This window comes from Saccharothrix sp. NBAS 001, from assembly GCF_056640475.1.
Genome location: NZ_CM153251.1, coordinates 1,708,204 through 1,733,547 on the forward strand (window position 1 = coordinate 1,708,204; position 25,344 = coordinate 1,733,547).

The window sequence follows — 25,344 nt, forward strand, 5'->3', positions numbered from 1 at the left end:
TCCGGTACCGGAGCGAACCGAATGAAAATGGGGGTGCGGTGACATGAACCCCCAGCTCAGGAAGTGTCTTTCCCGCACACGCGGGGGTGGTCCGTAGGGCGCGCGCTCGGCGACCCCGTCCAGGCCGTCTTCCCCACGCACGCGGGAGTGGCCCCTCGATGCACGCGATGCGGTACCGGCGCACGTGGCTTCCCCGCTCGCGCGGGGGTGGGCAGAGTCGCTGCGATGCAGGGATTGCCCCAACACGTCGTCGTTCCGGCGGCTGGGCGGTCTGGAGGAGACGGCACCAATGCCTGCGGGTTGCGACGAGACGGGGTCCGCACGCACGGGTAGCGCTTCAGCTTGTCGAACAGCGCACCTCACCCCGAGACCTCCACCGCCGCACGACGACCCGTCCCCAGTACGAACACCGGCAGCCACGCCCCAACGCCGGTCGACACCAGCACCCGAACCCCATGGCCTGCCGAGCACACCCTTCCCTCACCACAAATCGGCCAACCACTCACCCAACAGGCCATGCTGCCCACGTCGGTCGGTTCCGCCTTCCGGCCGCCCTCACGCGGGGGAGCCCGGATGGTCTCACTCCCGCGAGGGCGACCAAAAGGTCGTTCGCCATAGTGGATTCGGGCGGTGCGGATGAGCCTTCCGGTTGCTACAACTGAAGATCCGAGAGCCCCGAGGAACAGGAGCGCGCGCGTGAAGAGATCGGGAGCGGTGCTGGGGGCGGTACTTCTCGTGGTGAGTGGGGCGGGGGTGGCGGGTGCCGCGCAACGATCGGACGCGCCGGCGGGGCCGTGTGTCGCGGAGACCCGGCCGTACGGCCAGCTGTGCTACTACGCGGAAGCCGACTTCGGCGGCGCGAGCGCGGGTTTCTACCTCGGCTCAGCGGACCTGCTGTCACCCACGCGGTGGTTGTACGCGTCCACCGGCGGGCAGATCGCGCGCAGCGCACGCTCGGTCCGGAACTTCGACACGACCTGCCAGGTGACCATCTTCGCGGGTCCGGACCACAGCGGCGCGCGGGTCACCATCGAGCCCGGCGGATCGCTGGCCGACCTCGGGCCGTTGGCGCGGAAGAACCGGGGGCACAAGTTCCACGACTGCGGCTGACCCGGCACCACGCCGACCACATCCCCGAAGCAGGCGTACGAGCCGACCCACGCGGCCGAACTGGGGACACCGCCCCAGGACGGCAGGTCAACGCACCCGCCGAATCAGCCAAGACGCCAACAAGTCCAGTCCCAGCACCACGCCGAACAGCACCAGCAGCACCGCGGTCACCACCGGGTACTCACGGGTCCGCATGGCCTGGAGCAGGTACAGGCCGATGCCGCCGCCACCGACCAACCCGAGCAGGGTCGCCGCGCGCAGGTCGGCATCCAGTTGGTAGAGCACGTGCCCGGACAACTCCGGGAACGCTTGGGGGAGCGTCGCGCCGAAGTACGCCTGCAACCGCGACGCCCCCGCCGCCCGCAACGCCCGCGCGGGGTGCGGCGGCAGGTGTTCCAGCGAGTCCGCGACCAGCTTGCCGAGCAACCCGGACGCGCCGAACGCCAGCGCCAGCGCCCCTGCGGCCGGGCCGAGTCCCGTGGTGACCACGAACACGACGCCGAGCACCAGTTCGGGTGTGCTGCGCACGGCGGTCACCGCGACCCGGCAGATCCCGCGCACCACGGGGTTCGGTGCCGTGGTCCGCGCGGCCAGCGACCCCAGCGGCACGGCGAGCAGCGCGCCGAGCGCGGTGCCGGCGACCGCCACTTGGACGGTCACCAGCAGTGCGCCGACGAGGTCCGCGCCACGCGCGCCCGGCGGCCAGAACAACGCGAGGGTCGCCAACACGTCACCCTGCGCCGTCACGTCCAGGACACCGCCCGCCCACACCAGCACGGCCACTCCGGCGACCACCGACGCCCAACCCGCCACCCGGCGCGCCGTCCACGGTGGCGACGTCCTCCCGCCGGAGTCCACAAAGGACTTTCCGGGCGCGCGGAGCACCGCCCGCCGCGCCGCCGACGACACCGCCTCGACCAGGACGCACAGCAGGAACAGCAGGGCCGCCCACGCCATCCCGCGCGGGTAGTCCAGCCGGCCGAACGCCGTCGCCACCTCGGTGCCGATCCCGGTCGACCCGACGAACCCGAGGATCGCCGACACCCGGAGGTTGACGTCGAACCGGTGCAACCCGATCGCGATGAACGCGGGCACGACCGCCGGCACCACTGCCGTGCCGAACTCCTGCGCCCGGCTCGCGCCCGCCGCCCGCAAAGCCAGCCGAGGGCGCTGGTCCACCTGCCCGACCGCCGCCGCGCCCAGCCGGCCGACCATCCCCGCCGAGTGCAGCCCCATGGCCAGCACCGCGGCCGTCTCGCCCAGGCCGAGCAGCCGCGCGAACACCACCGCCAGCACCACGTCCGGTGTCGCCCGCGCCGCCGCCGACACCGCCCGCGCCACCCCGCCGACCACCCGGCCGCGCCGCGTCACGCCCACCGTCGCCAGGATCGCGAGCACCCCGCCCAGCACCACCGACAACGCGGTGGCCAGCAGCACCACGGCCAGGGTCCGGCCGGTCTGCGCCACGACCTCGGCCGCCGGCGGGAAGTCCGGCGGCCACGCCCGGCGCAGGAACCCGACCACGTTGCCCGGCGACAGCGCCACCCCGGCGAACAGGTCGACCACCGCCCAGCCCGCGAGCCCGACCACCCCGGCGAGCACCGCCCACCCGGTCCGGGTCACCCGCCGTACACCCGGGCCAGCAGGGCTTCGTCCACGCCGCCGACCGGCGCGTCGGCCACCACCCGGCCGGCCCGCAGCCCGACCACCCGGCGCGCCAGCGACAGGGCCGGCTCGACCTGGTGCAGGCTGCACAGCACGGTCAGCCGCTCCTCGCGGGCGATGTCGCGGACCAGCCCCAGCACGACCGCGGCGGACGCCGGGTCCAGCGACGCGACCGGCTCGTCGGCGAGCAGCACGTCCGGCCGCTGCACCAGCGCCCTGGCCAGCGCGACCCGCTGCCGCTCGCCGCCGGAGAGCGTGTCCACCCGGCGGAACAGGTGCGCCGACAGGCCCACCCGGTCCAGCCGCTCGGCGGCCTCGCGGCGGATCCGGCGCGGGTAGCAGGCCAGGCCGGGTCGCGGCCCGCGCAGCCGGCCGAGCGCGCCCGCGCACGCGTTCTCCAGCGCGGACAACCGGCCCACGAGGTGCAAGCCCTGGAACACGAACCCGATCCGCCGCCGCAGCAGGCGCAGTTCGCGCCCGCCCGCCGAGGCCGGGTCCGCGCCCAGCGCGGTCACCCGCCCGGACGTGGCCCGCTCCAGCCCGTTGACCAGGTGCAGCAAGGTCGACTTGCCGGAGCCGGACGGGCCCAGCAGGACCACCACCTCGCCGTGCCCGACCTCCAGGCCGACGTCGTCCAGCGCGGTGACGCCGGACCCGAACCGCTTGGTCACGCCGTCGAACCGGATCGCCGGCTCACCCGCCACAGAGCTTGACCTTCGCCGTCCCGCACACCTCGCGCACCGAGTCGTAGGCCGCGTCGGTGATCGCCGCGAACCCCCACACCCCGGCGATGCTCGGCACGCCGAGCGCGTCCGCGTTGCCGTGCTCGGTGGTCGCCCGCGCCAGCTTCTCCCGCAGCGCCGGGCTCAACCGGGTGGACAGCGCCAGCGGGCCGTTCACGATCGGGCCCGACGTCCAGATCTTGCGGAACCCGGCGGGGGAGATCCGCCCCTCGGCGGGCAGCGCCTCGTCGAACAGCCGGTCCTGCACGGCCGCCGCGTCGCAGTCCCCGTCCCGCACGCTCAGCACGGCGGCGTCGTGCCCGCCCGCGTACCGCGCCCGGTAGCTGTCCGGCGGCACGCCGGCGGCGGTCAGCGCGGCGACCGGGTAGAGGTAGCCGGAGGTGGAATTCGGGTCCACGAAGCAGATCCGCCCGCCGCGCAGGTCGCCGAGCCCGCGCACCGCCGAGTCGGCCCGGGTCACCAGGTACGAGCGGTAGTCGGGGCGCGCGCCCTTGCGGGTCACCTGGACGCCGATCGGCTCCACGCCCGCGCCCGAGTCGTGCGCCATCACGTAGGACAGCGGCCCGTAGACGGCCAGGTGCACGGTGCCCGCGCGCTGGCCCTCGACCAGCGCCCCGTAGTCCGTGGCGACCCGCACCTCGACGTGCTTGCCGGACTCGCGGCCGAGCATGTCGGCGAACGGCCGCCAGTCGTCGGCCACCGACGTCGAGTTCTCGTACGGGATCACGCCCAGCACCAGCTCCGGCGGGTCGGCCGGGTCCGCCGACGTGCCGCAGCCGGTCGCGGCGAGCAGCGCCGCGAGCAGCAGGACCCCGTGCGCGAGCCGTGCGCGCACCCGTTCGACCGCCATCACCACATCCCCCGGTCCGCCCGTCGTGGACAGTAGCGCCGACCGCGCCCGCCGACGGGGGCCGGCGGCCGTGTTCACCCAGACGTCATGTGGCCTTCCGAAGATCGGGACCGGACTGCCCGGAACCCGCCGGAAAAGGGTTTCCGGAATGTGTTCGGGTCGTCCGCCGGATGGTAGCCTCGAAACTGTCGAGGCAATTACCGCAGTCCTGGAAAGGTGATCGTTTCCATGGATTTCGACAGTGCCGGGGCGGCGGTCGGGAAACCGACGTCGGCCCGGATCTACGACTACCTGCTGGGCGGCGCCCAGAACTTCCCGCAGGACCGCGAGGTGGCCGAGCGGCTCGATTCGGTGGCGCCGTTCCGGCGGATGGCCCGGCTGAACCGGGAGTTCCTGGTCAAGGCGGTCCGGTACCTGGTCGGCGCGGGGGTGACCCAGTTCCTGGACATCGGGTCCGGCATCCCGACCGCGGGCAGCGTGCACGAGACGGCCCGCGCGCTGGACCCGACCTGCCGGGTGGTCTACGTGGACAACGACCCGACCGCCGTCGAGCACGGCCGGCGACTGCTCGGCGGGCTGCCCGGGGTGGCCGTCGTGGAAGCCGACCTGCGAGCCCCGGAGACCATTCTGGAAAACCCCGCGACGACGGGTGCGATCGATTTCGGAAAACCGGTCGGGCTGCTTTTCCTGGGGGTCGTGCAATACCTCCCGGACGAACTCGACCCGGCCGGTCTGATCGCCCGCTACACGCACCCGCTGGCGACCGGCAGCCACCTCGCGCTGACCCATTTCACGGCGGACGGGTTCGCCGCCGAGATGGCCGCCGCGGTCGAGTTCTTCGCCGGTACCGCGGCACCGGTGCACCCCCGGGACGGGGCCGCCGTGCGGGCCCTGTTCGGCGGTCTCGACCTGGTCGAACCGGGGGTGGTGCTCACCGCCCGGTGGCGGCCGGAGCCGGGTGGGGTCGCCGCCGACGACCCGGACCGGTCCGGCCACTACGCGGGCGTGGCCCGCAAGCCCTGAGCGGGCGGGGGTTCCGGCCCGCCGGAACCCCTCACCGGGCGTGCACGACCACCGGCAGCCGGTCCGGGTGCAGCGTGGTCGCCGCGACCGGCGAGACCCGGTGCCCGGGCACGCCCGCCACCCGCCAGCGCGACAGCAGCCCGGCCACCACGATCACCGCCTCCAGCACGGCGTACGCCGCGCCCACGCAGGTCCGCGCGCCCTGCCCGAACGGCAGGTACGCGTCGCGCGGCACCTCCGCCGCGCGACCGGCCGACCACCGGTCCGGGTCGAACCGGTCCGGCTCGGCGAACGACGCCGGGTCGCGGTGCAGCGCGTACGGGCTGTAGAACACGTTCGCGCCGGCCGGCACCCGCCGCCCGGCGAGCACCAGGTCCTCCTGCGGCACGCGGGGGAACAGCCAGCCCGGCGGGTACAGCCGCAACGCCTCGTGCACCACCTGGCGCAGGTATCCCAGCCTCGGCACGGCCTCGGCCCGCACCGGCCCGCCGCCCAGCACGTCGGACAGCTCGGCCCGGACCCGGTCCGCCGCACCCGGGTCGCGGTCGAGCAGGTGGAAGATCCACCCGAACGCCGCCGCCGACGCCTCGGTGCCGACGAAGAACATCGTCATCACCTCGTCGTGGATCTGGGCGTGGGTCAGCGGTTCGCCGGTCTCCTCGTCCCGCGCCGCCAGCAGCGCCGCCATCATCCCGGTGGTGGCCCCGTCGGCGCGGCACTGCGCGATGATCCCGTCCACCAGCGCGTGCAACGCCCGGCACGCGGCGGCGAACCGGCGGTTCTCCGGCGTGGGCAGGGCGAACAGCAGGTCGGTCGGCGCGTACGCGCGGCGGGCGACACCGCGGAACACCACCGGCAGCTCGCGCGCGGCCAGCGCGGCGGCGGCGACCCCGCCACCGCCCGGGAAGAAGCTGCGCACCACGATCGCGGCGGCCACCTCGTGCAGGTGCTCGTCGAGCCGCAGCCGTTGGCCGTCGTGCCACTCGGCGGCCTTCGCGGCGGTGACCGCCACCGCGACCTCCGCGTAGTCCTCCAACCGGCGCTGCCCGAACAGCGGCGTGAGCAACCGGCGTCGCCGGCGGTGCGGCGGCCCGTAGATGCTGCCGATGCCGTCCCCGCCGAGGATCTTCAGCTTCTCGAACAGCACGCCGTTCGCGGTGACCTGGCTGTGCGTCACCAGCAGTTCGCGCACCGCCTCCGGCGTGGTCACCAGGAACGCGGGCTTCGCGCCGAGCCGGAACCCGACCACCGGCCCGTGCTCGCGCGCCCGCGTGACGAACTCCAGCGGCCGCCGGGACAGCGCGAACGCGTGCCCGACCACCGGGACCGCGCCGGGCAGCGCGGGCGGGGCGGCGGTCAGCACGACGCCACCGGCCACGCCGCGTACCGGCGCAGGCCGTAGAGCAGCGGGCGGGGTCGCGCCGGGTGGCCGCCGACCCGCAGCACCTCGCCGAACACCACGACGTGGTCGCCGACGGTCGCCGTGCGCCCCACCCGGCAGTCGCCGATCACGTGCGCGTCGTCGAGCAGGTGCGGCCCGCCGTCGTCGGCCGCGCACCGCCAGCGCACCCCGGAGAACCGGTCGGGCGCGCCGGAGGCGAACAGCTCGGCCCGCTCGCGCGCGCCCTCGTGCAGCACGTTCACCGCGAACGTGCCCCGGCCCAGCACCGCGTCCAGGGTCGGGCCGCCCCGGCGCAGGCAGACGATCAGCGTCGGCGGGTCCACCGCGACGCTGCACACCGAGGAGCACGTCATGCCGCGCGGCGACGCGTCCGCGTCGAGCGCCGTCACGATCGACACCCCGGTGGGGAAACCGGCCATCAGCTCCCGGAAGTCCGAGGCCGACGCGAGGTCCAGGGAACGGGTCACGACAACTCCTCCACGTGCTCGGGACGTGCGGTCCAGCGGTCCAGGTGCGCCACCACGACGGCGAGCAGGTCCGCCCGCCGGTCGCGCAGGAAGAAGTGGCCGCGGCCGACCTGCCGGCAGGCGAACCCGGCGGTCGTGCAGTCGCGCCAGGCCGCCAGGTCGTGCGGCCCGGCGTCCGGGTCGCCGGCCCCGCCGACCGCCAGCACCGGGCACGGCAGCGGGCGCGGCGGCGCGGCCGGGCAGCCGCGCCGGATCCGCAGGGTGGCCCGCAGGTCGCCGGCGAGCCAGCGGGCGAACCGCTCGTCGGCCAGCAGCGCCGGGTCGGTGCCCCGCGCGCCGCGCGCCCAGGCCAGCAGGGTCTCGTCGTCGTCGGCGGTCACCGGCAGCCGGGACGCCTGGTGGTGCGGCGCCACCGACGAGGCCACCACCAGACCGCACACCGCCACCTCGCCGACCACCCGCAGCGCCACCTCGTGCGCCACCAGGCCGCCGAAGCTGTGCCCGAACAGCGCCCACGGCGTGCCGTCGTCGAGCCGGCGCAGCTCGGCGGCCAGCGGGTCGGCCAGCTGCGCCATGGTCTGCGCCGGGGCCTCCCGGATCCGCCGCTCCCGACCGGGCAGCGCGGCGGCCCACACCTCCACCCACGGCGGCAGCCCGGCGGGCCAGGCCGCGAACTCCGACGCCCCGGTGCCCGCGCCGCCCAGGCACACCAGCCGGACCCGGCTCCCCGCGCGGGGAGCCGCCGCCGGGAACCACGCGCTCGCCGCCATCACGCCGCCCGCGCCCGGTCCACGACCCGCGCGAGTTCGCGCACGGTCGGGTGCTCGAACACGTCCACGGGGCTGAGCGCGACGCCGACCTGCTCGTCCACCACCCGGATCAGCCGGGCCACCAGGACCGAGGTCAGGCCGAGCAGGAACAGGTCCTCGTCGAACCGGTCCGCGCCCACCGCGCCCGCGCCCAGCAGGTCGTTGACCGCTCGCGCCAGCACCACCTCGGCCCGGGTCCCGGACACGCCCCGCGCGGACCCGTCCGGGTCGGGCAGCGCCCGCACGTCCACCTTGCCCCACGCGGTCCTCGGCAGGTCGGCCAGCAGCACGTACCGCGCCGGCACCAGGTAGCCCGGCAGCCGCCGGGCCAGCCAGTCCCGCAGGGCGGCGGGCGTCGCCGACCCGTCGCGGCCCACCACGTACGCGACCAGGCCGCCCTCGCGCGCCACCACGGCGCAGTCGTGCACGGCGGGGTGGCCGCGCAGCACTCCGCGCACCTCGCCGGGCTCGACCCGGTACCCGCCCAGCTGCACCTGCTCGTCGCGCCGCCCGGCGAAGTACAGCAGGCCGTCCGCGCCCACCTCGGCGAAGTCCCCGGTGCGGTACACCCGTTCGCCGTGCAGGTCCACGAACCGCGCGGCGGTCAGGTCCGGCCGGCCGAGGTAGCCGGCCGCGACCCCCGCGCCGCCCAGGTACATCTCGCCGGTGCCGCCCGGCCCGACCGGCCGCCGCGACTCGTCCAGCACGTGCACCGCGTTGTGCGCGATGGGCCGGCCGATCGGCACCCGCTCGACGTCCGGCGCGACCACGGCGAACGTGCTGGCGATGGTCGCCTCGGTGACGCCGTAGCTGTTCACCAGCCGCCGCCCGCCGGCCCACCGCCGGGCCAGCGCCGGGGACAGCTCCTCGCCGGCGCTGACCACCAGGCGCAGCGCCGGGAACCGCAGCGGGTCCAGGTCCGCCAGCCGGGTCGGGGTGCCGACCAGCACGCTGATCTCCCGCGCCCGCAGGAACTTCGTCAGCTCCGGCGCGCCGGCCCGCTCGTCGTCGGAGGGCACGTGCAGGCTCGCGCCCAGCGCGAGCGGCGTCATGATCTCGAACACCGCGCCCTCGACGTGCAGCGGCGCGAGCAGCACCACCCGGTCGCCGGCGTGCACGCCGAACCCGTCGCGCGCCATCTCCACGACCGGCGGCAGCGACCCGTGACGGCACAGCACCCCCTTGGGCGTGCCGGTGGACCCGGACGTGTAGACCACGTAGGCGATGTCGGGGTGCCGCCGCGCGGTCACGCCCTCCTCGACGTCGACCACCACGTCCTCGCCGACCACGCCCAGCCGCACCCGGACGCCCGCGTCGGCGGCCAGCTCCGCCCGGCGCGCCGGCGGCAGCACCGGGTCGAACAGCAGGAAGCCCGCGCCCACCCGCCACACCGCGAGGACCAGGCACACGCCGAGCGCGGAGCGCGGCGCGTCGATCGCGACCACCTCGCCGGGCCGCACCCCGTGCCGGGCCAGCAGGTCGGCCAGGGCCGCGCAGCGCTCGCCGACCTCGCGGTAGGTCAGCTCGCCGTCCGGCCCGCTCAGGCCCGGCCGGTCGGGTTCGGCGCGGATCCGGTCGAAGATCAGGTCGGTGACGGTCATGACGCCTCCATCGGGTAGCGGCCGAGCAGGTTGTGGACCGCCTGGCGGACCCGGCGGGTGATGGCCACCAGCACGGTCGTCTCCACGTACAGCTCCCCGGTGGCCAGCTCGCCGAGGGCGTAGAGCCCGCGCACCGGGAGCCCGGACCGGTCCAGCACGGTGGCGGTGTCGGCGTCCAGCCGCAGCCCGCCCAGCGGGTGCGGGTCCGCGAGCCCCGCCGCCACCAGCGAGCCGACCAGCGCCCGGGCCGGTGCCGGGATCGGCACCGGGGTCGGCCGGACGGTGCCCACGACGTGCGCCACGTCCACCTCGGCGGAACCCAGGCGCACCCGGAAGCCCCCGTCGCGCGGGTCGACCCCGGTGACGCCGCCCGCGATGCGCAGCGCGCCCGCGTCGGCCAACGCCACCAGGCGGGCGGCGGTCTCCGCCGGCATCGGCGCGCACAGCCGCGCCAGCGGCCCGTGCCAGTGGCGCAGCACCCGCGCGCGGGTGTCGTCGTCGAACAGCCGCCACGCGTGCTCCAGCAGCAGACCCGCCACGGCCAGGAACACCGGCAGCGCGGGCCGGCGCTCGGCGGCCTGCCGCAGCTGCCGGCGCAGCCGGTCCGCCGGGTCCTCGCCGGGGCGGAACTCCCGCCACAGCGCGGACAGCGGGACGCCCTGCGCCGCGAACTCGCCGCGCAGCACCCGGTGCACGTCCAGCAGCGACAGCGAGCCCCGGGCCCGCGCCGCCTCCTTGACCGCCTCCGCGCCGGCGTGCCGCAACGCCGGCGCGGAGGCGGTGTCCCGCACGCCGGGCAGGTACCCGGAGCGCGAGACCATCCACAGTGGACCCCGGTGGCCGCGCCGGGCCAGTTCCAGCACCGCGTCCACGGCCGACAGGCCCGCGCCCAGCACGGCGACCGGGGCGTCCGGCGCGATCGCGGCCAGCCCGGTCAGCGGGTACGGGTCGGCCAGGTAGCCGGGCCGGCCCGCCAGACCGTGCACATCGGAGGGTCCGGCGGTGCCGACGCACAGGAACACCGCGTCGAAGCCGGACGTGCCGCCGTCCCCGGTGCGCAGCCGGTACCCGCCGCCGTCCCGCTCGGCCGCGACCACCCGCGCCGGCACGGTCCGGGCCCGCACCCGCCCGGCGGCCCGGCCGAACACCTCGGCCAGGTACCGCCCGTACAGCTCGCGGGACACGAACTCCGGGTGCCCGCCCGGGATCGCGGCCAGCCAGTCCCGGAAGTGCCCCGGCTCGTCCGGGCGCAGCGACATCTTCCCGGCCGGCACGTTCACCAGCGCGCCGCCGCCCGGGTGGTAGGCCCGGCCGGGGCCGAAGCGCCCGCTGCCGTCGAACACGGTCACCTCGGCCCGGCCGGGCAGCGACCGGGCCAGCGCGTCGAGCACGCACGTCCCGGTCGCGCCGGCGCCGACCACCGCGATCCGCTCAGCGCCCATGGAAGCGGGTCAGGTACTCGTAGGTGGTGGGCAGGCTCGCCACGAGTTCCCGTTGCTCGCGCGCCATCCGCGCGAACAGCGGCCGCGCGCCCGCGACCGAGTCCGGCCGGTGCGCGAGCGCCGGCAGCGGGCGCTCGGGCAGCACGCCCAGCCCGGCCAGCACGCAGTAGTAGTTGTTGTTGGTCCAGAAGTTGCGGAACTCGGCCTCGAAGTTGGTGTAGTAGCTCACCTCGTCGGCGACCGGCATGTTGACCACCATGCCCGCCTTGTACATCGCGACCTTCTCCTGGATCGCGTCGGCCAGCCGCAGCTCCTTGTTCGCCCGCCAGAACGGGGTGTCGGTGCGCGGCGAGAAGTAGAAGTGCGCCTGCACGAAGTCGCGGCAGTCGTCGAACATGGTCTCGATCTCCTTGTTGAACTGCCCGATCAGCACCGGGTCGAAGCTCCGGTCCGGGAAGTTCTTGGCCAGCTGGAACAGCGCGCCGGTGATGAAGTAGATCCCGGTCGACTCCAGGGGTTCCAGGAAGCACGACGACAAGCCGATGCCCACCACGTTCTTCACCCACGTGCGCCGGTTGCGCCCGACCCGGAACCGGATCCGGTTGAAGTCGGTGCCCGCCGGGTCCAGCCCCCACAGCGCGCTGAACTCGGCGATCGCCTCGTCCTCGCCGGTGAACCGGCTGGAGTAGACGTACCCGGTGCCGAACCGGCCCAGCATCGGGATCTTCCAGGTCCAGCCGGACGACATCGCGATGGCCGAGGTGAACGGCTCCACGCCGTTCGCCGCGTCGTCGTGCGGCACGGCGGTGGCCACCGCGCTGTCGTTGAGCAGGTGGTCGCCCATGTCGATGAACGGCTCCTCCATGGCCTGGTTGATCAGCAGGCCGCGGAACCCCGAGCAGTCCACGAACAGGTCGCCCTCGACGGTCAGCCCGCCCTCGGTGCGCAGCGCGGTGACGAACCCGCGCTCGTCGCGCAGCACCTCGGTCATCTTGTCGCTCAGGTGCCGGACGCCCTGCTCGCCCACCGAGAACCGGCGCAGGAAGTCGGCGACCAGGTTGGCGTCGAAGTGCCAGGCGTACCGGGTGGCGCGCTCGCCGTCGAGCCGGCGCGGGGCCTTGAGCGCGTCCATCGCGGGCGGCTCGCGGAAGCACGCGTAGGTGAAGTCCACATCGGTGCGGCCGTGGTGGAAGTCGTTGAACCAGTAGTGCGACAGCGGCACGTGGTCGTGGTTCGGGAGCACGCCGAACGCGTGGTAGAAGTAGTCCGTCCGGCCCCCGCCCGTCGGGCGCGGTGCCGGCGCGCCGACGCCGGGCGTGCGCCAGTTCACGAACTTGATGGCGGACTTGAAGCTGGCGTTGCACTCCCGCATCCACTCGTCCTCGGGGATGCCGAGGTAGTCGAAGAACGCCGTCTGGAGGTTCGGGATGGTCGCCTCGCCGACGCCGATCCGGGGCACCGAGGGCGCTTCCAGCACCGTGATGGCCGCCGTGCCCTGCAACGCCTTGGCCAGGTACGCGGCGGTCATCCAGCCGGCTGTGCCGCCGCCCAGCACGACCACCCGGCGGATCCGGTCGTCGGTGTCATGGTTGTCCACGGTGCACGTCCTCCTGGTCGGTGGTGCGGTGCGGTTCGGGCAGGGTGACCGGCAGGCTGGTGAGCGCCGGCAGGTTCACGTCGTCGTTGAGCGGCGCGGGTTCCCCCGGCACGGCGGCCGGCCGGACCTCGGCGAGGCGGTCGAACACCACCGCCGCCTCCAGTTCCGCCATCGCCGCGCCGGCGCAGCGGTGCCGCCCGTGGCCGAAGGACAGGTGCCGCGCCGGTCGCGCCGGGTCGAGGCCCCGGTTCGCGGCGGCCAGCAGGACCACGACCGCGTCGCCGGGCACCAGCAGCCGACCGTCCAGCTCGACCTCGTCGGTGACGATCCGCCCGACGAACCGGGACGGCGTGGCGTGCGCGAGCGCCCGCGCCACGGTCGGCAGCGGCTCGTCCGGCCGCGCCAGCGCGTCGCGCAGCGTCAGGGTGAGCAGGCCGGGCATGGTCTGGTGCGCGGACGCGATCAGCATCACCAGGTTCGCCGCGATGTCCGCCTCGGTGAACCCGGCCTCCTCGGCCGCCGCCACGAACGCGCCCGCCCCGTCGTCGCGGGGGCGTTCCCGGCGGTCGCGCACCATCGCCAGCGCGTAGTCGTGCAGGGCGCGGGCGCGGCGGTGCACGTCCGGGTCGGTGGTGGGGTGCAGACCGCCGACGATCTCGGTCATCGCGTCCGACCCGGCCGCCACCACCGGCAGGTCGTCCTCCGGGATGCCCAGCAGCTCGGCCGCCACCAGCAGCGGGAACCGCCGCGCGAACCCGGCGAAGTCGACCCGGCCGCCGCCCGCCGGCAGCAGCCGCCCGGCCAGCCGCCGCATGTGCGGCTCCAGCGCCTTGATCCGCCTCGGCGACAGCACCACCTGCACGACCTTCTTGAGCCGCAGGTGTTCCGCGCCGTCCTTGAGCAGCAGCATCCGGGCCGCCACCGCGTTGAGGTCGACCTGGCCGGCCGGGGCCGGCTCGCCGCGCGCGTAGGCGGAGCGGTAGGAGGAGAACCGGTCGTCGGTCAGCGCGGTCCGCACCTCGTCGTGGCCGCAGACCAGCCACGCCGCGACGTACGGGTCCCAGTGCAGCGGCGCCAGGTCCGCCAGCGCGGCGACGAGGTCGCCCGCCCGGCCCGGGTCGGTCACCGACGAGTAGATGCTCAATTCACGCGGGCAGGCCGCCGCCCGTTTGTCCCGCGCCGCGCGCGCGGACGTGCCGAGCGTGTTCTGGGAAGTCATGTTCCGCCTTTTCGGCTTGGCCGTGGTGGCGAATCGCAGGGAACCGGAGATCGATGTTTTTCATCTTCCACAGCGGCCGGCACGGCGGCATCCCCCCGTGCGGCTTCAAAGTGGACGACCGTTACGAAACCTGTCGCACCGCCGCGTACCAGACCGCGATCTGGGTGCGCGAACGCAGCCCCAGCCGGGTCCGCACGCCCGCCAGGTGGGTCTTGACCGTGCTGGCCGAGATGCGCAGCGCGCGGGCGATCTCGGCGGTGGTCAGGCCGGCCGCGATCAGCGCCACCACCTGCTGCTCCCGGTCGGTCAGCGAGTCGTGCGCGGCGTTTCCCGGATCGCCCCAGCCGTGCGCGTGCAGGGCCAGCGCCACCAGGTGGTCGGGCTTGAGGTTGCGGCCGTAGGTCAGCGCCGCGGCGGTGCGGGTCGGGCCCAGCACGGTGGCCGCCTCGTCGGCCACCGCCCGCACGTGCCGCCGCCACACCGGTTCGCTGTCCAGGCCGAGCGCCTCGCGCCCGGCGTCCGCGCCGGCGACCAGGATGGCGGCCCGGTAGTGGTCGCCGCGCCGGGCCGCGACCCAGGCCAGCGCCTCGACGCTGTAGGCGGCGTAGTAGCCGTGCGTGGCGGTGGCCTTGAGCGCGCCGGCGAACGCGGACTCCGCCCGGTCCACGTCGCCGTCGAGCAGGTGCAGCAGCCCGCAGGTGTGCAGCAACGCGCCCCGCATCCGCAGCGAGAGCACGACGTCGGTGGCGGTCAGCGCCCGTGCCACCAGGTCGGCCGCCTCCTCCCGCTCGCCGGCCAGGACCAGCGCCCAGGCCAGGTTGCGCAGGCACATCGGGAGGTCCTGCGGCGCGCAGTGCCGCACGCACCCCCGGTAGGCGTCCGCGCCCGCGCCGAGCCGGTCGAGGAACAGGTGGATGCGGCCCAGGACGTCCAGCGACCGGCTCAGCTGGGCGGGGGTGCCGCGCCGGCGGGCCAGTTCCACCGCGTCGCGCGCGATCGCCAGGGCGCCGGGGTAGTCGTGCTGGAGCGCGGTCAGCCAGGCGAGCGTGGCCAGCGCGTCGCAGTGGTGCTCGTCGGACCGGCCGGGGTCCAGCGCGATCGCGCGGCGCAGCAGCGCCACGCCGTCCGCGTTCTGGTGCAGGTGCCACCACATCCGGGCCAGCGCGACCGCCAGCACGGTGTGCCGCCCGCCCGGCCGGGTCGCGGTGTGCTCGACGGCGGCGGCCAGGTTGTCCCGCTCCCGCAGCAGCGCGACCGACGCCGAGCCGCCGAAGAACAGGCTGCTCGCGGTGGGCACGGCGATCTCGGCGAGCCGCCCGGCCAGCCGGTCGCGGGTGGCGGCCAGTTCGCCGTGCCCGGCCAGGCGTTCGACGCCGTAGGCGCGCACGGTGTTGAGCAGCCGGTACCGCGCGCCGGTCGAGCCGCCCGCGCTGCGCTGCACCAGGGACTTGGCCTCCAGCGAGCGCAGCACCCGCGTGACGGTCGCGGCCGACGTCGCGGGCTCGTCCACCACGACCCGCGCCAGGGCCGCGTCGAACTCGCCCTCCAGCACGCTGATCCGGCGGAACACCAGCCGTTCGCCGGCGGTCAGCAGCCGGTAGCTCCAGGCCATGGTGGCGCGCAGCTCGCGGTGCCGGGCGGGTCCGGCGCGGGTGCCCTCGGCGAGCAGGTCGAGCTGGTCGGTCAGGCCCGCCAGCACGGCGGCCGGCGGCACCGCGCCCACCTGGCGGGCGGCCAGCTCGATGGCCAGCGGCAGCCCGTCCAGCCGGCGGCAGATGGCGGTGACGACCGCCGCGTTCTCCTCGGTCACCGCGAACCCCGGCGCACGGGCCTGGGCGCGGTCGACGAACAGCCGCACCGCGTCGGCGGCGAGCACCGCGGCCTTGCCCGGCGGGCGCTGCGGGTCGGGCAGCGGCAGCACGCCCAGGCGCACCACCACCTCGTCCGGCAGGCCGAGCGGTTCGCGGCCGGTGGCCAGCACCCGCAGCCGGGGGCAGCGGGAGAGCAGCAGCACGATCAGCTCGGCGCAGGCGACCGACAGGTGCTCGCAGTTGTCCACCACCAGCACGGTGCGCCGCGCGGACAGCCGGTCGACCACCGCGTCCAGCACCGGCAGCCGCCGACCGTCGACGCCCAGCGCCGCGCCCACTGCCGCCACCAGCGCGGCCGGGTTGCGCACCGAGTCCAGCAGCACCCAGTGCACCGGCCCGTCCCCGGCCGACCGGGTGAGTTCGCGCGCGGTGCGGGTCTTGCCCACGCCGGCCGGCCCGGTGATCGTGACCAGCCGCGCGTCCCGCAGGTGGCGGCGCAGCGCGGCGAGTTCCGCGCGGCGGCCCACGAACCGGTCGGGCACCCGGGGCGAGGCGTCCGGGCGGGTGCCGGAGCGCCGCCGGAACGCCCGCTGCCGGCACGCGTTCGAGCAGTACCGGGCGGGTCTGCCGGCCGCGCCCTCGCGGCGGGCGGGGGTGGCCAGGTCCGTCCCGCACGCCGCGCACTTCCGCTCGCCCACCGCGACCTCCCCAGCGCGGACCACGCGCGGCCCGCGCGGGCGTGACGAAACCCACTGCCGCAGTGGTTCCCCGGGAACGCTACCGACGGCGGACTACATCACCCGGAAGGCTGAATTGCGAGACGTGGAACTCTTCCTTGCCGCGCGCCGTCGGCGATTGTCCAGCGGGCCGTGGGCGACTTCGGCGGTGAAATCACGCCGATTCCGGGCCGCCGTCGGTCAGGAACCCGCCACCAGCAGCGGGATCAGCTGCTCGGCGGGGGTGAGCGAGCCGTGGTGGCCGGTGAACGTGCTGATGAACGGCTCCGCCCGGGACCGGACCACGGCCAGCGAGCCCCGGCCGGCGACCACCAGGTCGCCGATCCGGGGCCGGACGTGGTCGGCCACCACCGGGCCGAACCAGCCGGCCGCGATCGCCTCGTCGCGCGAGGCGATCCACGCCCGGTCGCCCAGGACCCCGGTCCACGCGGCGCGCACGTCGGCCTGCGCGCCGTCGACCGGGTAGACGTGCCGGACCCGCGCCTCGCCGCCGAGCAGGCGGACGCCCGCCCGGAGCCGGTCCTCGGCGTCGAAGTCCACCCGGTCCGCGTCGGTCACCTCGACCATGCCGTGGTCGGCGGTCACCACCAGCGCCGCGCCCGGCGGCAGGTCGCCGGCCAGGGTCTCGGCCAGCCGGTCCACGAACGCCAGCTGCCGCCGCCACGGCTCGCTGCCCGGACCGTAGAGGTGGCCCAGCGCGTCCAGGTCGGCGTGGTAGGCGTAGACGAACACCCGGCCCGGCTCGCGCAACGCCTCCAGCGTCCGGCCGACCAGGTCGCCCAGCGCGAACGCGCCCCGGAACCGGCCGCCGCGCAGCACCGCGCGGGTCAGCCCGCTGCCCTCGTGCTCGCGCGGCACGACCAGGCGGACCGCCACGCCCGCGTCGGCCGCCCGTTCGAACGCGGTCCTGGTCGGCTGCACCCGCTCGGGCACCAGCACCTCGCGCAGGTCGACCTGCTCGGGCACGCCGTGCCGGTGCCACGACAGGGCGTTGAGCAGTTCGCCGTCCGCCGCGAAGCTGTACCCGACCACGCCGTGCTCGCCGGTCGGCTTGCCGGTGCCCAGCGCCGCGACGCTCGCGGCGGTGGTGGCGGGGAACCCGGCGGTCAGCGGGCGCGGGGTCAGCGAGGACAGGAACGGCGCGTCGGCCCGGTGCGCCGCGAGCAGCTCCAGGCCCAGGCCGTCGACCAGCAGCAGGCACACCCGCGTCGGGCCGGCCAGCCCGAGCACGTCCGCCGTGCCGGGCACGTCGAGGCCGGCGAGCAGGGACGGGACGACGTCGGAGAGCGAGCCGGAACCGTACCGGGGTGTCAACGGGTCCACGCGGCCGATCGTAGCGGGAAGCCGCCCGCCGGCCCACCCCTCGCACGGAGTCCACAGTGGACGGTCAGTGTCCGATGTGGAGTTCCGGGCGGTCGCCGGTCCCGCCGCGCCGGAGGCGGCCGGCGGCGCGCGGGCGAGGACGGCCCGGTGACCACCGCGACCTACGTCCTCGTCCACGGCTCCAACGCCAACTCCTTCTCCTGGGGCCCGCTCCAGCGCGAACTCGCCCTGCTCGGGCACCGCTCGCTCGCCGTCGACCTGCCCGGGCACGGCTTCGCCGCCGCCTACTCCCGCGCCTACCAGGCACCCCAGGACCTCGCCGCGCTCGCGTCCGCGCCCTCCGGGTTCGCCCGGCACCGCCCCGGCCGACGCGGTCGCGCACGTGGTGGACGTGGTGCGCCGGGTCGCCGAGCACGGAGCGGTGGTGCTGGTCGGGCACAGCCGGTCCCCGGAGAACGCGACCCGCGCGTCCTCGACGACGGCACGGACGCGGAGTTCCTGGCCTTCCTCAACACCCTGGAGCCCGACGAGGGCCTCGACGCGGGCGCCGACCGGGTCGAGGCGGCCACCTGGGACCGGACCCCGCGCAGTTACGTCCGGCCGGCCGGCGACCGGTCGATCCCGCCGGCGCTGCAGGACCGGTTCATCCGCGAGGCCGACGCGCTGACCCCGGACAACCCGTTCGACGTGCACGCGCTGGACAGCAGCCACGCCGGGTTCCTGGTCCGGCCGGCGGACGCCGCCCGGCTGCCGGCCGGCCTCGCCGGCTGATCCGCGCGCGGTTTCGCCGGCGGTTTCCGCGAGCGCGGTTTCCCGGGGTGCGGCGAATACCCCGGGAAGCGCGCGCGGACCCGGCCGGCCCAATTCCGGCAGGTCCACGGCCCGGCCGTCCGGCAAGGCGGCGCGGGCGGCGGTTTGTGAATTCCGGGAGCCCAGGGGGCTGCGCCGGCGGACGCGGCCCGCCCGGATTCCGGGAAATCGGGCATCGCGCCGAGGTCGAGCAGTGACATCGGCGGACGGTTGGTGTAATGGGCGCGACTGGCCGCGCGGATCGGCTCGCCGCACGCCGAACTGCTCGAACGCGCGGGTTCCGGGGTCGCGCGAGACCGCATTCCGGGCGCGCCGCGACGGCAAACCGGGCGGCCTGCCCGGCGGGCCGGCAGAACAATGCGGTCCGAATGGCTGCACCAGTTGCGCCCGAATCGGCCATAGCATCTGTTGAATACCCGGCGGTGATAGGCCGCGTGAGCTGGGTCGTCGTTTCCGCCGGGGTTTTCCCGGGGCGCGCCCTGGTGTTGTCGGACCGTCGCCTCTATGCTCTGTCCGAACAGCGCGGATCATGATGTCGTGGTGTGCGTTTCGCGGATATCGACACCGCCGATCCGGGAAAGTGAATGCGGCGGCGTCCCGGGGTCACCGAACACCGGGGCGACGCCGGGTGCGCATACCGGCGTGGGTGAAAGGCGACTTGTTGAACCCCACCGTCGTGCCGGGACTCGTCTCGGTCGTCATGCTCGTCCGCAACCGCCTGGAGTACACCCGGCTGGCGGTCGGGTCGCTCGCCCGCGCGTCCGGTGACCTGGAGTTCGTCATCGTGGACAACGCCTCCCAGGACGGCACCGCCGACTACCTCGAAGAACTCGCCGCCGGCTGCGACCGGCCGGTGACCGTGCTGCGCTTCGCCGACGACCGGGGCGGCGCGGAACGGCGCAACGCCGGTGCGGCGGCGGCCCGGGGCGAGTTCCTCTTCTTCGTCGACAACGACGTGGTGGCCGACGACCCCGGCGTGGTCGAGGCGCTGTCCGCCGAACTGGCGGCGGACCCGGCGGTCGCCGCGGTGTCGCCGCTGCTGCTGTTCCCCGGCGACGACGGCCTGGTGCAGTGCGCGGGCGGCGGCTCGACCGGCGACGGCCGGATCGGGCTGGTCGGGCGCGGTCGCCCGGTGTCCGACGCGCACCGCGTCCGCCGCCCGCAGACCTGGGCACCCACCGCGGCGCTGATGGTCCGCCGCACCTCCTTCCGCCGCGCCGGCGGCTTCGACGTGGCGTTCGACCCGGTGTCGCTGTGCGAGGACGTCGACCTGTGCTGCCGGCTGGGCGCGGCGGGCGAGCGGGTGGTCTACGTCGGCACGGTGGCCATGCGGCACTTCGAGGGCACGACGCTCAACCACGTGGGCCACGACAAGCTACGGGTGTGGAAGCGGCACATGCGGGTGCTGCGCGCCCGGTGGGCCGGGGTGTTCGCGGCCGGGCCGCGCCACCCCGCCGCCGACCTCGACTGGACCCCGGTCGGCAAGGACTACCGCGACCTGTCCAGACCCCGGGTGTGGCCGCTGGTCCAGGCCGCCGACCGGAGCTTCTTCACCAGCGACCGGGCGTTGGCCCTGCCCGGACCCGAGGACGTGCGGGTGCTCGCGGTCGACTGCGGACCCGCCACCCACCTCGCGCTGCGCACCGTGCCGGGCGTGCGCCTGGTCGGGGTCGCCGACCAGGACCCGACGGCGCTGCTCGCCGCGGTCCGCGCGCACGACGTGCCGTGGGCGATGCGGGACGCGGCGCGCCTGGTCGACACCGTGCCGTGCGAGGGCGTGGTGATCGGGTCGCACCGGCCGGACCTGGCCGTCGCCGCGCTGCGCCGGGGGCTGCACGTGCTGCTGGAGCCCGCCGCGATCTCCGACGACGCCGAGCTGGTCGACGCCGCGCGCTCGTCCGAGGGGCGGTGCGCGGTCGTGCGGCCGTGGGCCGACCACCCGGAGCTGGCGGCGCTGGGCCGGGCGGTCGCGGCCGGCCGGATCGGCGTGCCGACCCGGTTCACCGCACGGCTGGAGCACACCGACGGCGAAGCCCTGCCGCACCTGCTGGACGCGGTCGAGCGGGTGTTCGGCGGCCACGTCGGCGCGCTGGTCAAGACCGCGTCGGCGCACCGGATCCGGGCGACGGTCGTGGTGGCGGGCGTGCGCGGGGCGATCGAGACCACGGGGTCCGCGGCCCGGTCGCGGCTGCGGGTGACGGTGTTCGGCGACGGCGAGCTGTCGATCGACATCGGGCCGACCGCGCGGCCCTACGCGGATTTCGTGGAAGCCGCCCGCGGCGGCCTGGTCCGGTGGGCCGGTCTCGGCCCCGCCGTCGCCCGGCTGGTCCGCTGGCGGGACGAGGCGGCGGCGTCCACCGCCGCCGGATGACGGTGAGACCGAGGAGGCACACGTGATGGTCAACAGGTCGGTGGAGCGGAACTTACGATGCCGGTACGACCCACCGGCGGACGTCCTCGAACTGGACGTGCGCGACCTGCCCGGCAGGCTGCGCGCGTTGTTGTTGCTCGACGGCACGTTGACGACCGCGCTGGAGGCGTACCGGCTCGCCCCCGTGGTGGTCGAGGTGCTGTCGCTGGACCAGGTCGGGCTCGACGCGGACACCGCGCGGTGGCTGGACGCCTCGCCCGGCGCGCCCGCGCTGTCCCGGCGGACCGCCCTGTACGACGCCCACACCGGTGAACTGCTGGTGGAGGCCACCACGGTGATGCTGCCCGAACGGCTGCCGCCCGCCTTCCCCGACGCGCTGCGCGACACCGAGCCCGGCATCGGCGACGCCCTGGCCCGGCTGCGCGTCGCCCACCGCCGGGAACTGCTCTGGTACGGCCAGGACCGGGTCGGCCTGGTCCGCTGCCACCGGCTGGTCCACGCCGCCCACCCGGTCGCCTGCGTCCGCGAGTCCTTCCCCGGCTTGGACGCCGTGCTCGACCAGGCCGGTGGCCCGCGGTGAGTTAGCGTCGACCGGGTGAGCAGAGCGTTGACCCCCAAGGGCGAGGCGACCAAGGCGCGGATCGTGGCCGGCGCGGCGCGGCTGCTGCGCGAGCGCGCCGTCTCCGACACCACCCTGGACGACGTCCGCGCCGAGACCGGGACCAGCAAGAGCCAGCTGTTCCACTACTTCCCGGGCGGCAAGGACGAACTGCTGCTCGCCGTCGCCCACCACGAGGCCGACCAGGTGATCGAGGACCAGCAGCCCCGGCTGGGCGACCTGTCCACCTGGGCGGCCTGGGACGAGTGGCGCGACATCGTGGTGCGGCGCTACCGGGACCTGGGCGACAACTGCCCGCTCGGCTCGCTGTTCCTCCAGGTCGGCCGGTCCGGGCCGGGCGCGCGGTCGGTCGTGGACGGCCTGCTGCGGCGGTGGGAGGGCCACCTGGCGGACGGGATGCGGGCGTTGCAGGCCGGTGGGCGGCTGGACCCGGCGTTCGACGTGGCGACCGCGGCGCGGGTGCTGCTCACCGGCGTGCAGGGCGGCGTGACGATCATGCTGTCCACCGGCTCCGGCGACCACCTGGAGGCCGCGATCGACTGGAGCATCGCGCGGATGCGCGAGTCGGCGCTCAGCCGTGGTACCAGTGGCCGTCGAACCGCAGGGTCACCCCGGTGAGGAAGTCCGCCACCGGGCTCGCCAGGTAGGCGACCGCGCCCGCGATCTCCTCCGGCCGGGCCACCCGGCCGATGTCGTTGGGCGCGAGCACGCGCACCGCCGCCGGCTCTACCTCCTCCCACGTCCCGGTGACGCCGTTGGCCGCCGCGACGGCGGTGAACCGCTCGCGGGTCGTCTCGCCGAAGATGCCGCCGGGCGCGACCAGGTTCGACGTGACGCCGGATTCGCGCAGTTCCCGGGCCAGCGACCGGGTCAGGTTCTCCCGCGCGGAGTTGGTGGCGTTGTAGTGCGGCTGCTGCGGGATCGGGTGCGCGGCCGTGGCGCTGCCGATCTGGATGACCCGGCCCCAGCGGCGCTCCCGCATGGCGGGCACCAGGCGGCGGACCAGCCGGACGCTCGACACCACGTTGGTGTTGTAGATGGCCAGCCACTCGTCGGGGTCGGTGGACCACCAGTCGCGGTCGAGGTCGAAGTACCCGGCGTTGTTGACCAGGACGTCGACCGGGCCGGCCAGGTCGGCCACGGCGTCGGCCGAGGCGTCGGAGTCCAGCGCGCCGACGACGTGGTCGGCGTTGCCGCCCGCGTCCCGGATCCGGGCCGCCACGGCGGCGGTGCGCTCGGCGTCGCGCCCGTGCACGACCACCTCCGCGCCCTCGGCGGCGAGCAGTGCGGCGATCGCCGCGCCCAGACCGGAACTGGAGCCGGTGACGAGCGCGCGTTTGCCGGTGAGGTGCAGGTCCATCGGTGTTGCCCCCTGGGGTCGTCGTCGTGCGGGGTGTTCTCGACGTCCACCCTGCCCACGGAAAAATGGACCGGCAAGTCCAGAAAATCGGCCCCGGTGCGACGCGGTCTTCGCCGGTCAGCCGGCGGCGTAGAGGAGTTCGCGCAGACCCGGCAGGTCCTCCCGGTCGTCCCGCCACACCAGGCGCAGGGTCAGCGCCGGCGCGGGCAGGCCGAGCCGGACCAGCGCGCCGGCCCGCAACGCGTCGGCGACCGCGAACTCCGGCAGCAGCGCGACCCCCAGCCCGCGCTCGGCCCACGCCCGCATCACCGGCACCGCGCCCGCGTGCACCCGCTCCGGGGCCGGGCCCAGGACCCGGTCGGCGGCCATCAGGAACGAGCAGCCCGGCGCGTTCACCAGGAGCCGTTCGCCCGCCAGGTCGGCGGGGGCGAGCGGGCGGCCGTGCAGCCGGTGGCCGGGGGCGGCGACCAGCACCAGCGGGACCGGTTCGACGTCCAGGAACGCCAGCTCCGGCGACGCGAACCCCAGCTCGCCCAGCTCTCGCCCGGTGTCCAGCAGCAGCGCGGCCTCCAGCCGGCCCGCCACGACGTCGGCCAGCAGTTCGTCGCGGCTCACCGACGAGCGCACCTCGACCCGGGCGTCCGGGCGGCGCTCGGCGAGCCGGGACAGCACCCGGGGCACGTGCGTGGCGGCGACCGTTTCCAGCGCGCCCAGGCGCACCGCGTGGCCGGTCACCTCGCGGCGGGCCTGGTCGGCCTGGTCGAGCAGCCGCTGGGCCCAGCCCACCAGGCGTTCGCCCGCGACGGTGAGCCGCATCCCGCGCGGCGAGCGGTCGAACAGCGGCACGCCCAGGGAGCGTTCGAGGGTGCGGATCTGCTCGGACACGCTCGACGGTGCCAGGGCGAGCGCGTTGGCGGCATCGGTGACCGTGTGGTGGCGGGCGACGGCCTGGAAGGTTCGCAGCTGGCGCAGTTCCATGCTCCTGGTCAACCCGCGCGGGGTGTGCGGAATTTCCGAATGCGCGTGCGGGTCGGCCGGTGGAGGCGCGGGCGGGCGGTCCGCAGGGTGTGACGGGTGACTTCTTCCCGCGGTGCGGTGCTTTTCGGCGTTTCGCTCGGCTATTTCATGGTGTTGCTGGACATGACCGTCCTGTCGGTCGCCGAACCGGATCTCGCGGCTTCCCTGGGCACGTCGGTGGCCGGGCTGCAATGGGTGACGACCGGGTACGGGGTGGTGTTCGGCGCGTTGTTGTTGTCGGCCGGGGCGGTCGCGGACCGGTACGGCGCGCACCGGGTGTTCGGGTTCGGGGTCGCCGGGTTCGGGATCGTCTCGGCGTTGTGCGCGCTCGCGCCTTCGGTGGGCGTGCTGGTCGGGTTGCGGGCGTTGCTCGGGGTGGCGGGCGCGGCGTGCGTCCCGTCGTCCTTGGCGCTGATCGCCGAGTTGTACCCGTCGGGCGCGCAACGCGCACGGGCCGTGGCGGCGTGGGCGGCGATCAGCGGGTCGGCGGTGGCGGCCGGCCCGGTGATCGGGGGCGGGTTGGTCGACCTGGCCGGGTGGCGGGCGGTGTTCCTGGTGAACGTGCCGATTTCGGTGGTGGTGTCGGCGTTGACGGCGGGGCGGGTTCGTTGTGCGCGTGGGGATCGGCGGATCGACTGGGGCGCGCAGGCGGTGGCGTGCGTGGTGTTGGCGTTGGCGACCGACGCGTTGGTGGCGTTGTCGGATTCGTGGGTGCACGCGGCGGTGTCGGGTGTCGGGGCCGTGGCGGCGTCGTCGGTGTTCGTGGTGGTGCAACGGCACAGCCGGGTGCCGGTGATCGGGCGGGAACTGGTGGGGGACCGGCGGGTGCGGGCGTCGCTGGCGGCCGGGGCGGCGGTGACCTTCGCGCTCAACGGGTGCTTGTTCGTGCTCCCGCTGCTGTTCCGGGAGAACGGCGGGTCGAGCGCCCTGGCGACCGGGTTGTCGTTCCTGCCGCTGACGCTGCCGTTCGTGCTGAACCCCCCGTTCACCGGCCGACTCGTCGTGCGGTTCGGCCCTCGGCCGCCCGTGGTGCTGGGCCTGGCGCTGGTGGCCGCCGGGGCAGCGGCCCTGGCGGGTGCCGCCGGCGAGGTGCTGCCCTACCTGCCGGGGCTGCTCCTGGTGGGTTTCGGGGTGTCGTTCGTGCTGCCCGCCGTGGTGGCCGCGACCGTCCAGGCCGCCCCGCCGGGGATGGCGGGGTCGGCCGGGGGCCTGCTGAACGCCGTGCGCCAGGCGGGCGCCGGCCTGGGCGTCGCGACGATGGGCAGCCTGGTCGCCCTGACGAACCCGGCCGGCGCGTTCCTCCTGGCCGCTGTCCTGTGCGCCGCCGCCGGGGCGTGGTTCGCCCGGGGGAGCACGCGCTGACCTTCG

Annotated in this window: 21 protein-coding genes; 7 read left to right on the top strand and 14 right to left on the bottom strand. The window is 75.4% G+C overall.

The features are described from left to right. Positions 1-696 precede the first annotated feature (696 nt). Positions 697-1,110, top strand: a complete 414-nt coding sequence (locus AC0HI0_RS07540; protein WP_480931543.1) for a peptidase inhibitor family I36 protein — start codon at positions 697-699, stop codon at positions 1,108-1,110. An 87-nt stretch (positions 1,111-1,197) separates the two neighbouring features. On the opposite strand, the gene AC0HI0_RS07545 is transcribed toward AC0HI0_RS07540, so the two are convergent. From AC0HI0_RS07545 to AC0HI0_RS07555, 3 genes are read right to left on the bottom strand one after another with little or no spacing between them, the layout of a single operon-like run. After that, positions 1,198-2,733 carry a PhnE/PtxC family ABC transporter permease gene (locus AC0HI0_RS07545; protein WP_480931544.1) on the bottom strand — a complete coding sequence of 512 codons (1,536 nt, stop codon included), beginning with the start codon at positions 2,731-2,733 and terminating at the stop codon, positions 1,198-1,200. Continuing rightward, complete coding sequence (locus AC0HI0_RS07550; RefSeq protein WP_480931545.1) at positions 2,730-3,479, bottom strand: phosphonate ABC transporter ATP-binding protein; 750 nt, start codon at positions 3,477-3,479, stop codon at positions 2,730-2,732. The genes AC0HI0_RS07545 and AC0HI0_RS07550 overlap by 4 nt, the downstream gene beginning before the upstream one ends. Beyond that, positions 3,469-4,368 carry a phosphate/phosphite/phosphonate ABC transporter substrate-binding protein gene (locus tag AC0HI0_RS07555; RefSeq protein ID WP_480931546.1) on the bottom strand — a complete coding sequence of 300 codons (900 nt, stop codon included), beginning with the start codon at positions 4,366-4,368 and terminating at the stop codon, positions 3,469-3,471. Before AC0HI0_RS07555 ends, AC0HI0_RS07550 begins: the two co-directional genes overlap by 11 nt. Before the next feature lie 228 nt (positions 4,369-4,596). Here AC0HI0_RS07555 and AC0HI0_RS07560 point away from each other — a divergent pair, with 228 nt between their 5' ends. Further along, entirely contained in the window at positions 4,597-5,391 is a 795-nt protein-coding gene (locus AC0HI0_RS07560; protein WP_480931547.1) for an SAM-dependent methyltransferase, read from the top strand. Between the two features lie 31 nt (positions 5,392-5,422). Here the strand turns inward: AC0HI0_RS07560 and AC0HI0_RS07565 are convergent, their stop codons facing one another. From AC0HI0_RS07565 to AC0HI0_RS07605, 9 genes are all read right to left on the bottom strand, one after another. Continuing rightward, the gene (locus tag AC0HI0_RS07565; RefSeq protein ID WP_480931548.1) at positions 5,423-6,769 is read right to left on the bottom strand and encodes a cytochrome P450; all 1,347 of its coding nucleotides are present in this window, start codon (positions 6,767-6,769) and stop codon (positions 5,423-5,425) included. Then, positions 6,748-7,260 (bottom strand): flavin reductase family protein, encoded by a 513-nt coding sequence (locus tag AC0HI0_RS07570; protein ID WP_480931549.1) that lies wholly within the window; start codon positions 7,258-7,260, stop codon positions 6,748-6,750. Before AC0HI0_RS07570 ends, AC0HI0_RS07565 begins: the two co-directional genes overlap by 22 nt. Continuing rightward, positions 7,257-8,030: a thioesterase II family protein gene (locus AC0HI0_RS07575; RefSeq protein WP_480931550.1), complete on the bottom strand. Its 774-nt coding sequence runs from the start codon at positions 8,028-8,030 to the stop codon at positions 7,257-7,259. The genes AC0HI0_RS07570 and AC0HI0_RS07575 overlap by 4 nt, the downstream gene beginning before the upstream one ends. Further along, positions 8,030-9,670 (bottom strand): non-ribosomal peptide synthetase, encoded by a 1,641-nt coding sequence (locus AC0HI0_RS07580; RefSeq protein WP_480931551.1) that lies wholly within the window; start codon positions 9,668-9,670, stop codon positions 8,030-8,032. The genes AC0HI0_RS07575 and AC0HI0_RS07580 overlap by 1 nt, the downstream gene beginning before the upstream one ends. Then, positions 9,667-11,112 carry an FAD/NAD(P)-binding protein gene (locus AC0HI0_RS07585; protein ID WP_480931552.1) on the bottom strand — a complete coding sequence of 482 codons (1,446 nt, stop codon included), beginning with the start codon at positions 11,110-11,112 and terminating at the stop codon, positions 9,667-9,669. The genes AC0HI0_RS07580 and AC0HI0_RS07585 overlap by 4 nt, the downstream gene beginning before the upstream one ends. Continuing rightward, positions 11,102-12,709 (bottom strand): tryptophan halogenase family protein, encoded by a 1,608-nt coding sequence (locus tag AC0HI0_RS07590; RefSeq protein WP_480931553.1) that lies wholly within the window; start codon positions 12,707-12,709, stop codon positions 11,102-11,104. Before AC0HI0_RS07590 ends, AC0HI0_RS07585 begins: the two co-directional genes overlap by 11 nt. Continuing rightward, positions 12,696-13,928: a cytochrome P450 family protein gene (locus tag AC0HI0_RS07595; RefSeq protein WP_480931554.1), complete on the bottom strand. Its 1,233-nt coding sequence runs from the start codon at positions 13,926-13,928 to the stop codon at positions 12,696-12,698. Before AC0HI0_RS07595 ends, AC0HI0_RS07590 begins: the two co-directional genes overlap by 14 nt. Before the next feature lie 121 nt (positions 13,929-14,049). Continuing rightward, positions 14,050-16,437, bottom strand: a complete 2,388-nt coding sequence (locus AC0HI0_RS07600) for an ATP-binding protein (protein WP_480931555.1) — start codon at positions 16,435-16,437, stop codon at positions 14,050-14,052. A gap of 219 nt (positions 16,438-16,656) precedes the next feature. Continuing rightward, positions 16,657-17,799, bottom strand: a complete 1,143-nt coding sequence (locus AC0HI0_RS07605; RefSeq protein ID WP_480931556.1) for an alkaline phosphatase family protein — start codon at positions 17,797-17,799, stop codon at positions 16,657-16,659. A gap of 147 nt (positions 17,800-17,946) precedes the next feature. Here AC0HI0_RS07605 and AC0HI0_RS07610 point away from each other — a divergent pair, with 147 nt between their 5' ends. From AC0HI0_RS07610 to AC0HI0_RS07625, 4 genes are all read left to right on the top strand, one after another. Further along, positions 17,947-18,570 carry an alpha/beta fold hydrolase gene (locus AC0HI0_RS07610; RefSeq protein WP_480931557.1) on the top strand — a complete coding sequence of 208 codons (624 nt, stop codon included), beginning with the start codon at positions 17,947-17,949 and terminating at the stop codon, positions 18,568-18,570. Positions 18,571-19,255: 685 nt separating this feature from the next. Then, positions 19,256-20,980 carry a glycosyltransferase gene (locus tag AC0HI0_RS07615; protein WP_480931558.1) on the top strand — a complete coding sequence of 575 codons (1,725 nt, stop codon included), beginning with the start codon at positions 19,256-19,258 and terminating at the stop codon, positions 20,978-20,980. 40 nt (positions 20,981-21,020) lie between these two features. Further along, positions 21,021-21,560, top strand: coding sequence for a hypothetical protein (locus AC0HI0_RS07620; RefSeq protein WP_480931559.1), 540 nt, complete (start codon positions 21,021-21,023; stop codon positions 21,558-21,560). A 15-nt stretch (positions 21,561-21,575) separates the two neighbouring features. Then, positions 21,576-22,217 (top strand): TetR/AcrR family transcriptional regulator, encoded by a 642-nt coding sequence (locus AC0HI0_RS07625; RefSeq protein WP_480931560.1) that lies wholly within the window; start codon positions 21,576-21,578, stop codon positions 22,215-22,217. Here the strand turns inward: AC0HI0_RS07625 and AC0HI0_RS07630 are convergent. Further along, on the bottom strand, positions 22,171-22,959 hold the full coding sequence (locus AC0HI0_RS07630; RefSeq protein WP_480931561.1) for an SDR family NAD(P)-dependent oxidoreductase: 789 nt from the start codon (positions 22,957-22,959) through the stop codon (positions 22,171-22,173). The two genes, AC0HI0_RS07625 and AC0HI0_RS07630, sit on opposite strands and share 47 nt — an antisense overlap. 117 nt (positions 22,960-23,076) lie before the next feature. Continuing rightward, on the bottom strand, positions 23,077-23,949 hold the full coding sequence (locus tag AC0HI0_RS07635) for a LysR family transcriptional regulator (protein WP_480931562.1): 873 nt from the start codon (positions 23,947-23,949) through the stop codon (positions 23,077-23,079). Positions 23,950-24,033: 84 nt separating this feature from the next. Between AC0HI0_RS07635 and AC0HI0_RS07640 the strand changes: the two genes are divergently transcribed. Next, positions 24,034-25,338, top strand: coding sequence for an MFS transporter (locus AC0HI0_RS07640; protein WP_480931563.1), 1,305 nt, complete (start codon positions 24,034-24,036; stop codon positions 25,336-25,338). Positions 25,339-25,344: the final 6 nt, after the last annotated feature.

Excerpts from the sequence above, each read along its gene's own strand:
- AC0HI0_RS07580 (WP_480931551.1), bottom strand. The coding sequence starts at position 9,670 with ATGACCGTCACCGACCTGATCTTCGACCGGATCCGCGCCGAACCCGAC.
- AC0HI0_RS07575 (WP_480931550.1), bottom strand. The coding sequence starts at position 8,030 with ATGGCGGCGAGCGCGTGGTTCCCGGCGGCGGCTCCCCGCGCGGGGAGC.
- AC0HI0_RS07630 (WP_480931561.1), bottom strand. The coding sequence starts at position 22,959 with ATGGACCTGCACCTCACCGGCAAACGCGCGCTCGTCACCGGCTCCAGT.
- AC0HI0_RS07595 (WP_480931554.1), bottom strand. The coding sequence starts at position 13,928 with ATGACTTCCCAGAACACGCTCGGCACGTCCGCGCGCGCGGCGCGGGAC.
- AC0HI0_RS07585 (WP_480931552.1), bottom strand. The coding sequence starts at position 11,112 with ATGGGCGCTGAGCGGATCGCGGTGGTCGGCGCCGGCGCGACCGGGACG.
- AC0HI0_RS07560 (WP_480931547.1), top strand. The coding sequence starts at position 4,597 with ATGGATTTCGACAGTGCCGGGGCGGCGGTCGGGAAACCGACGTCGGCC.
- AC0HI0_RS07555 (WP_480931546.1), bottom strand. The coding sequence starts at position 4,368 with ATGGCGGTCGAACGGGTGCGCGCACGGCTCGCGCACGGGGTCCTGCTG.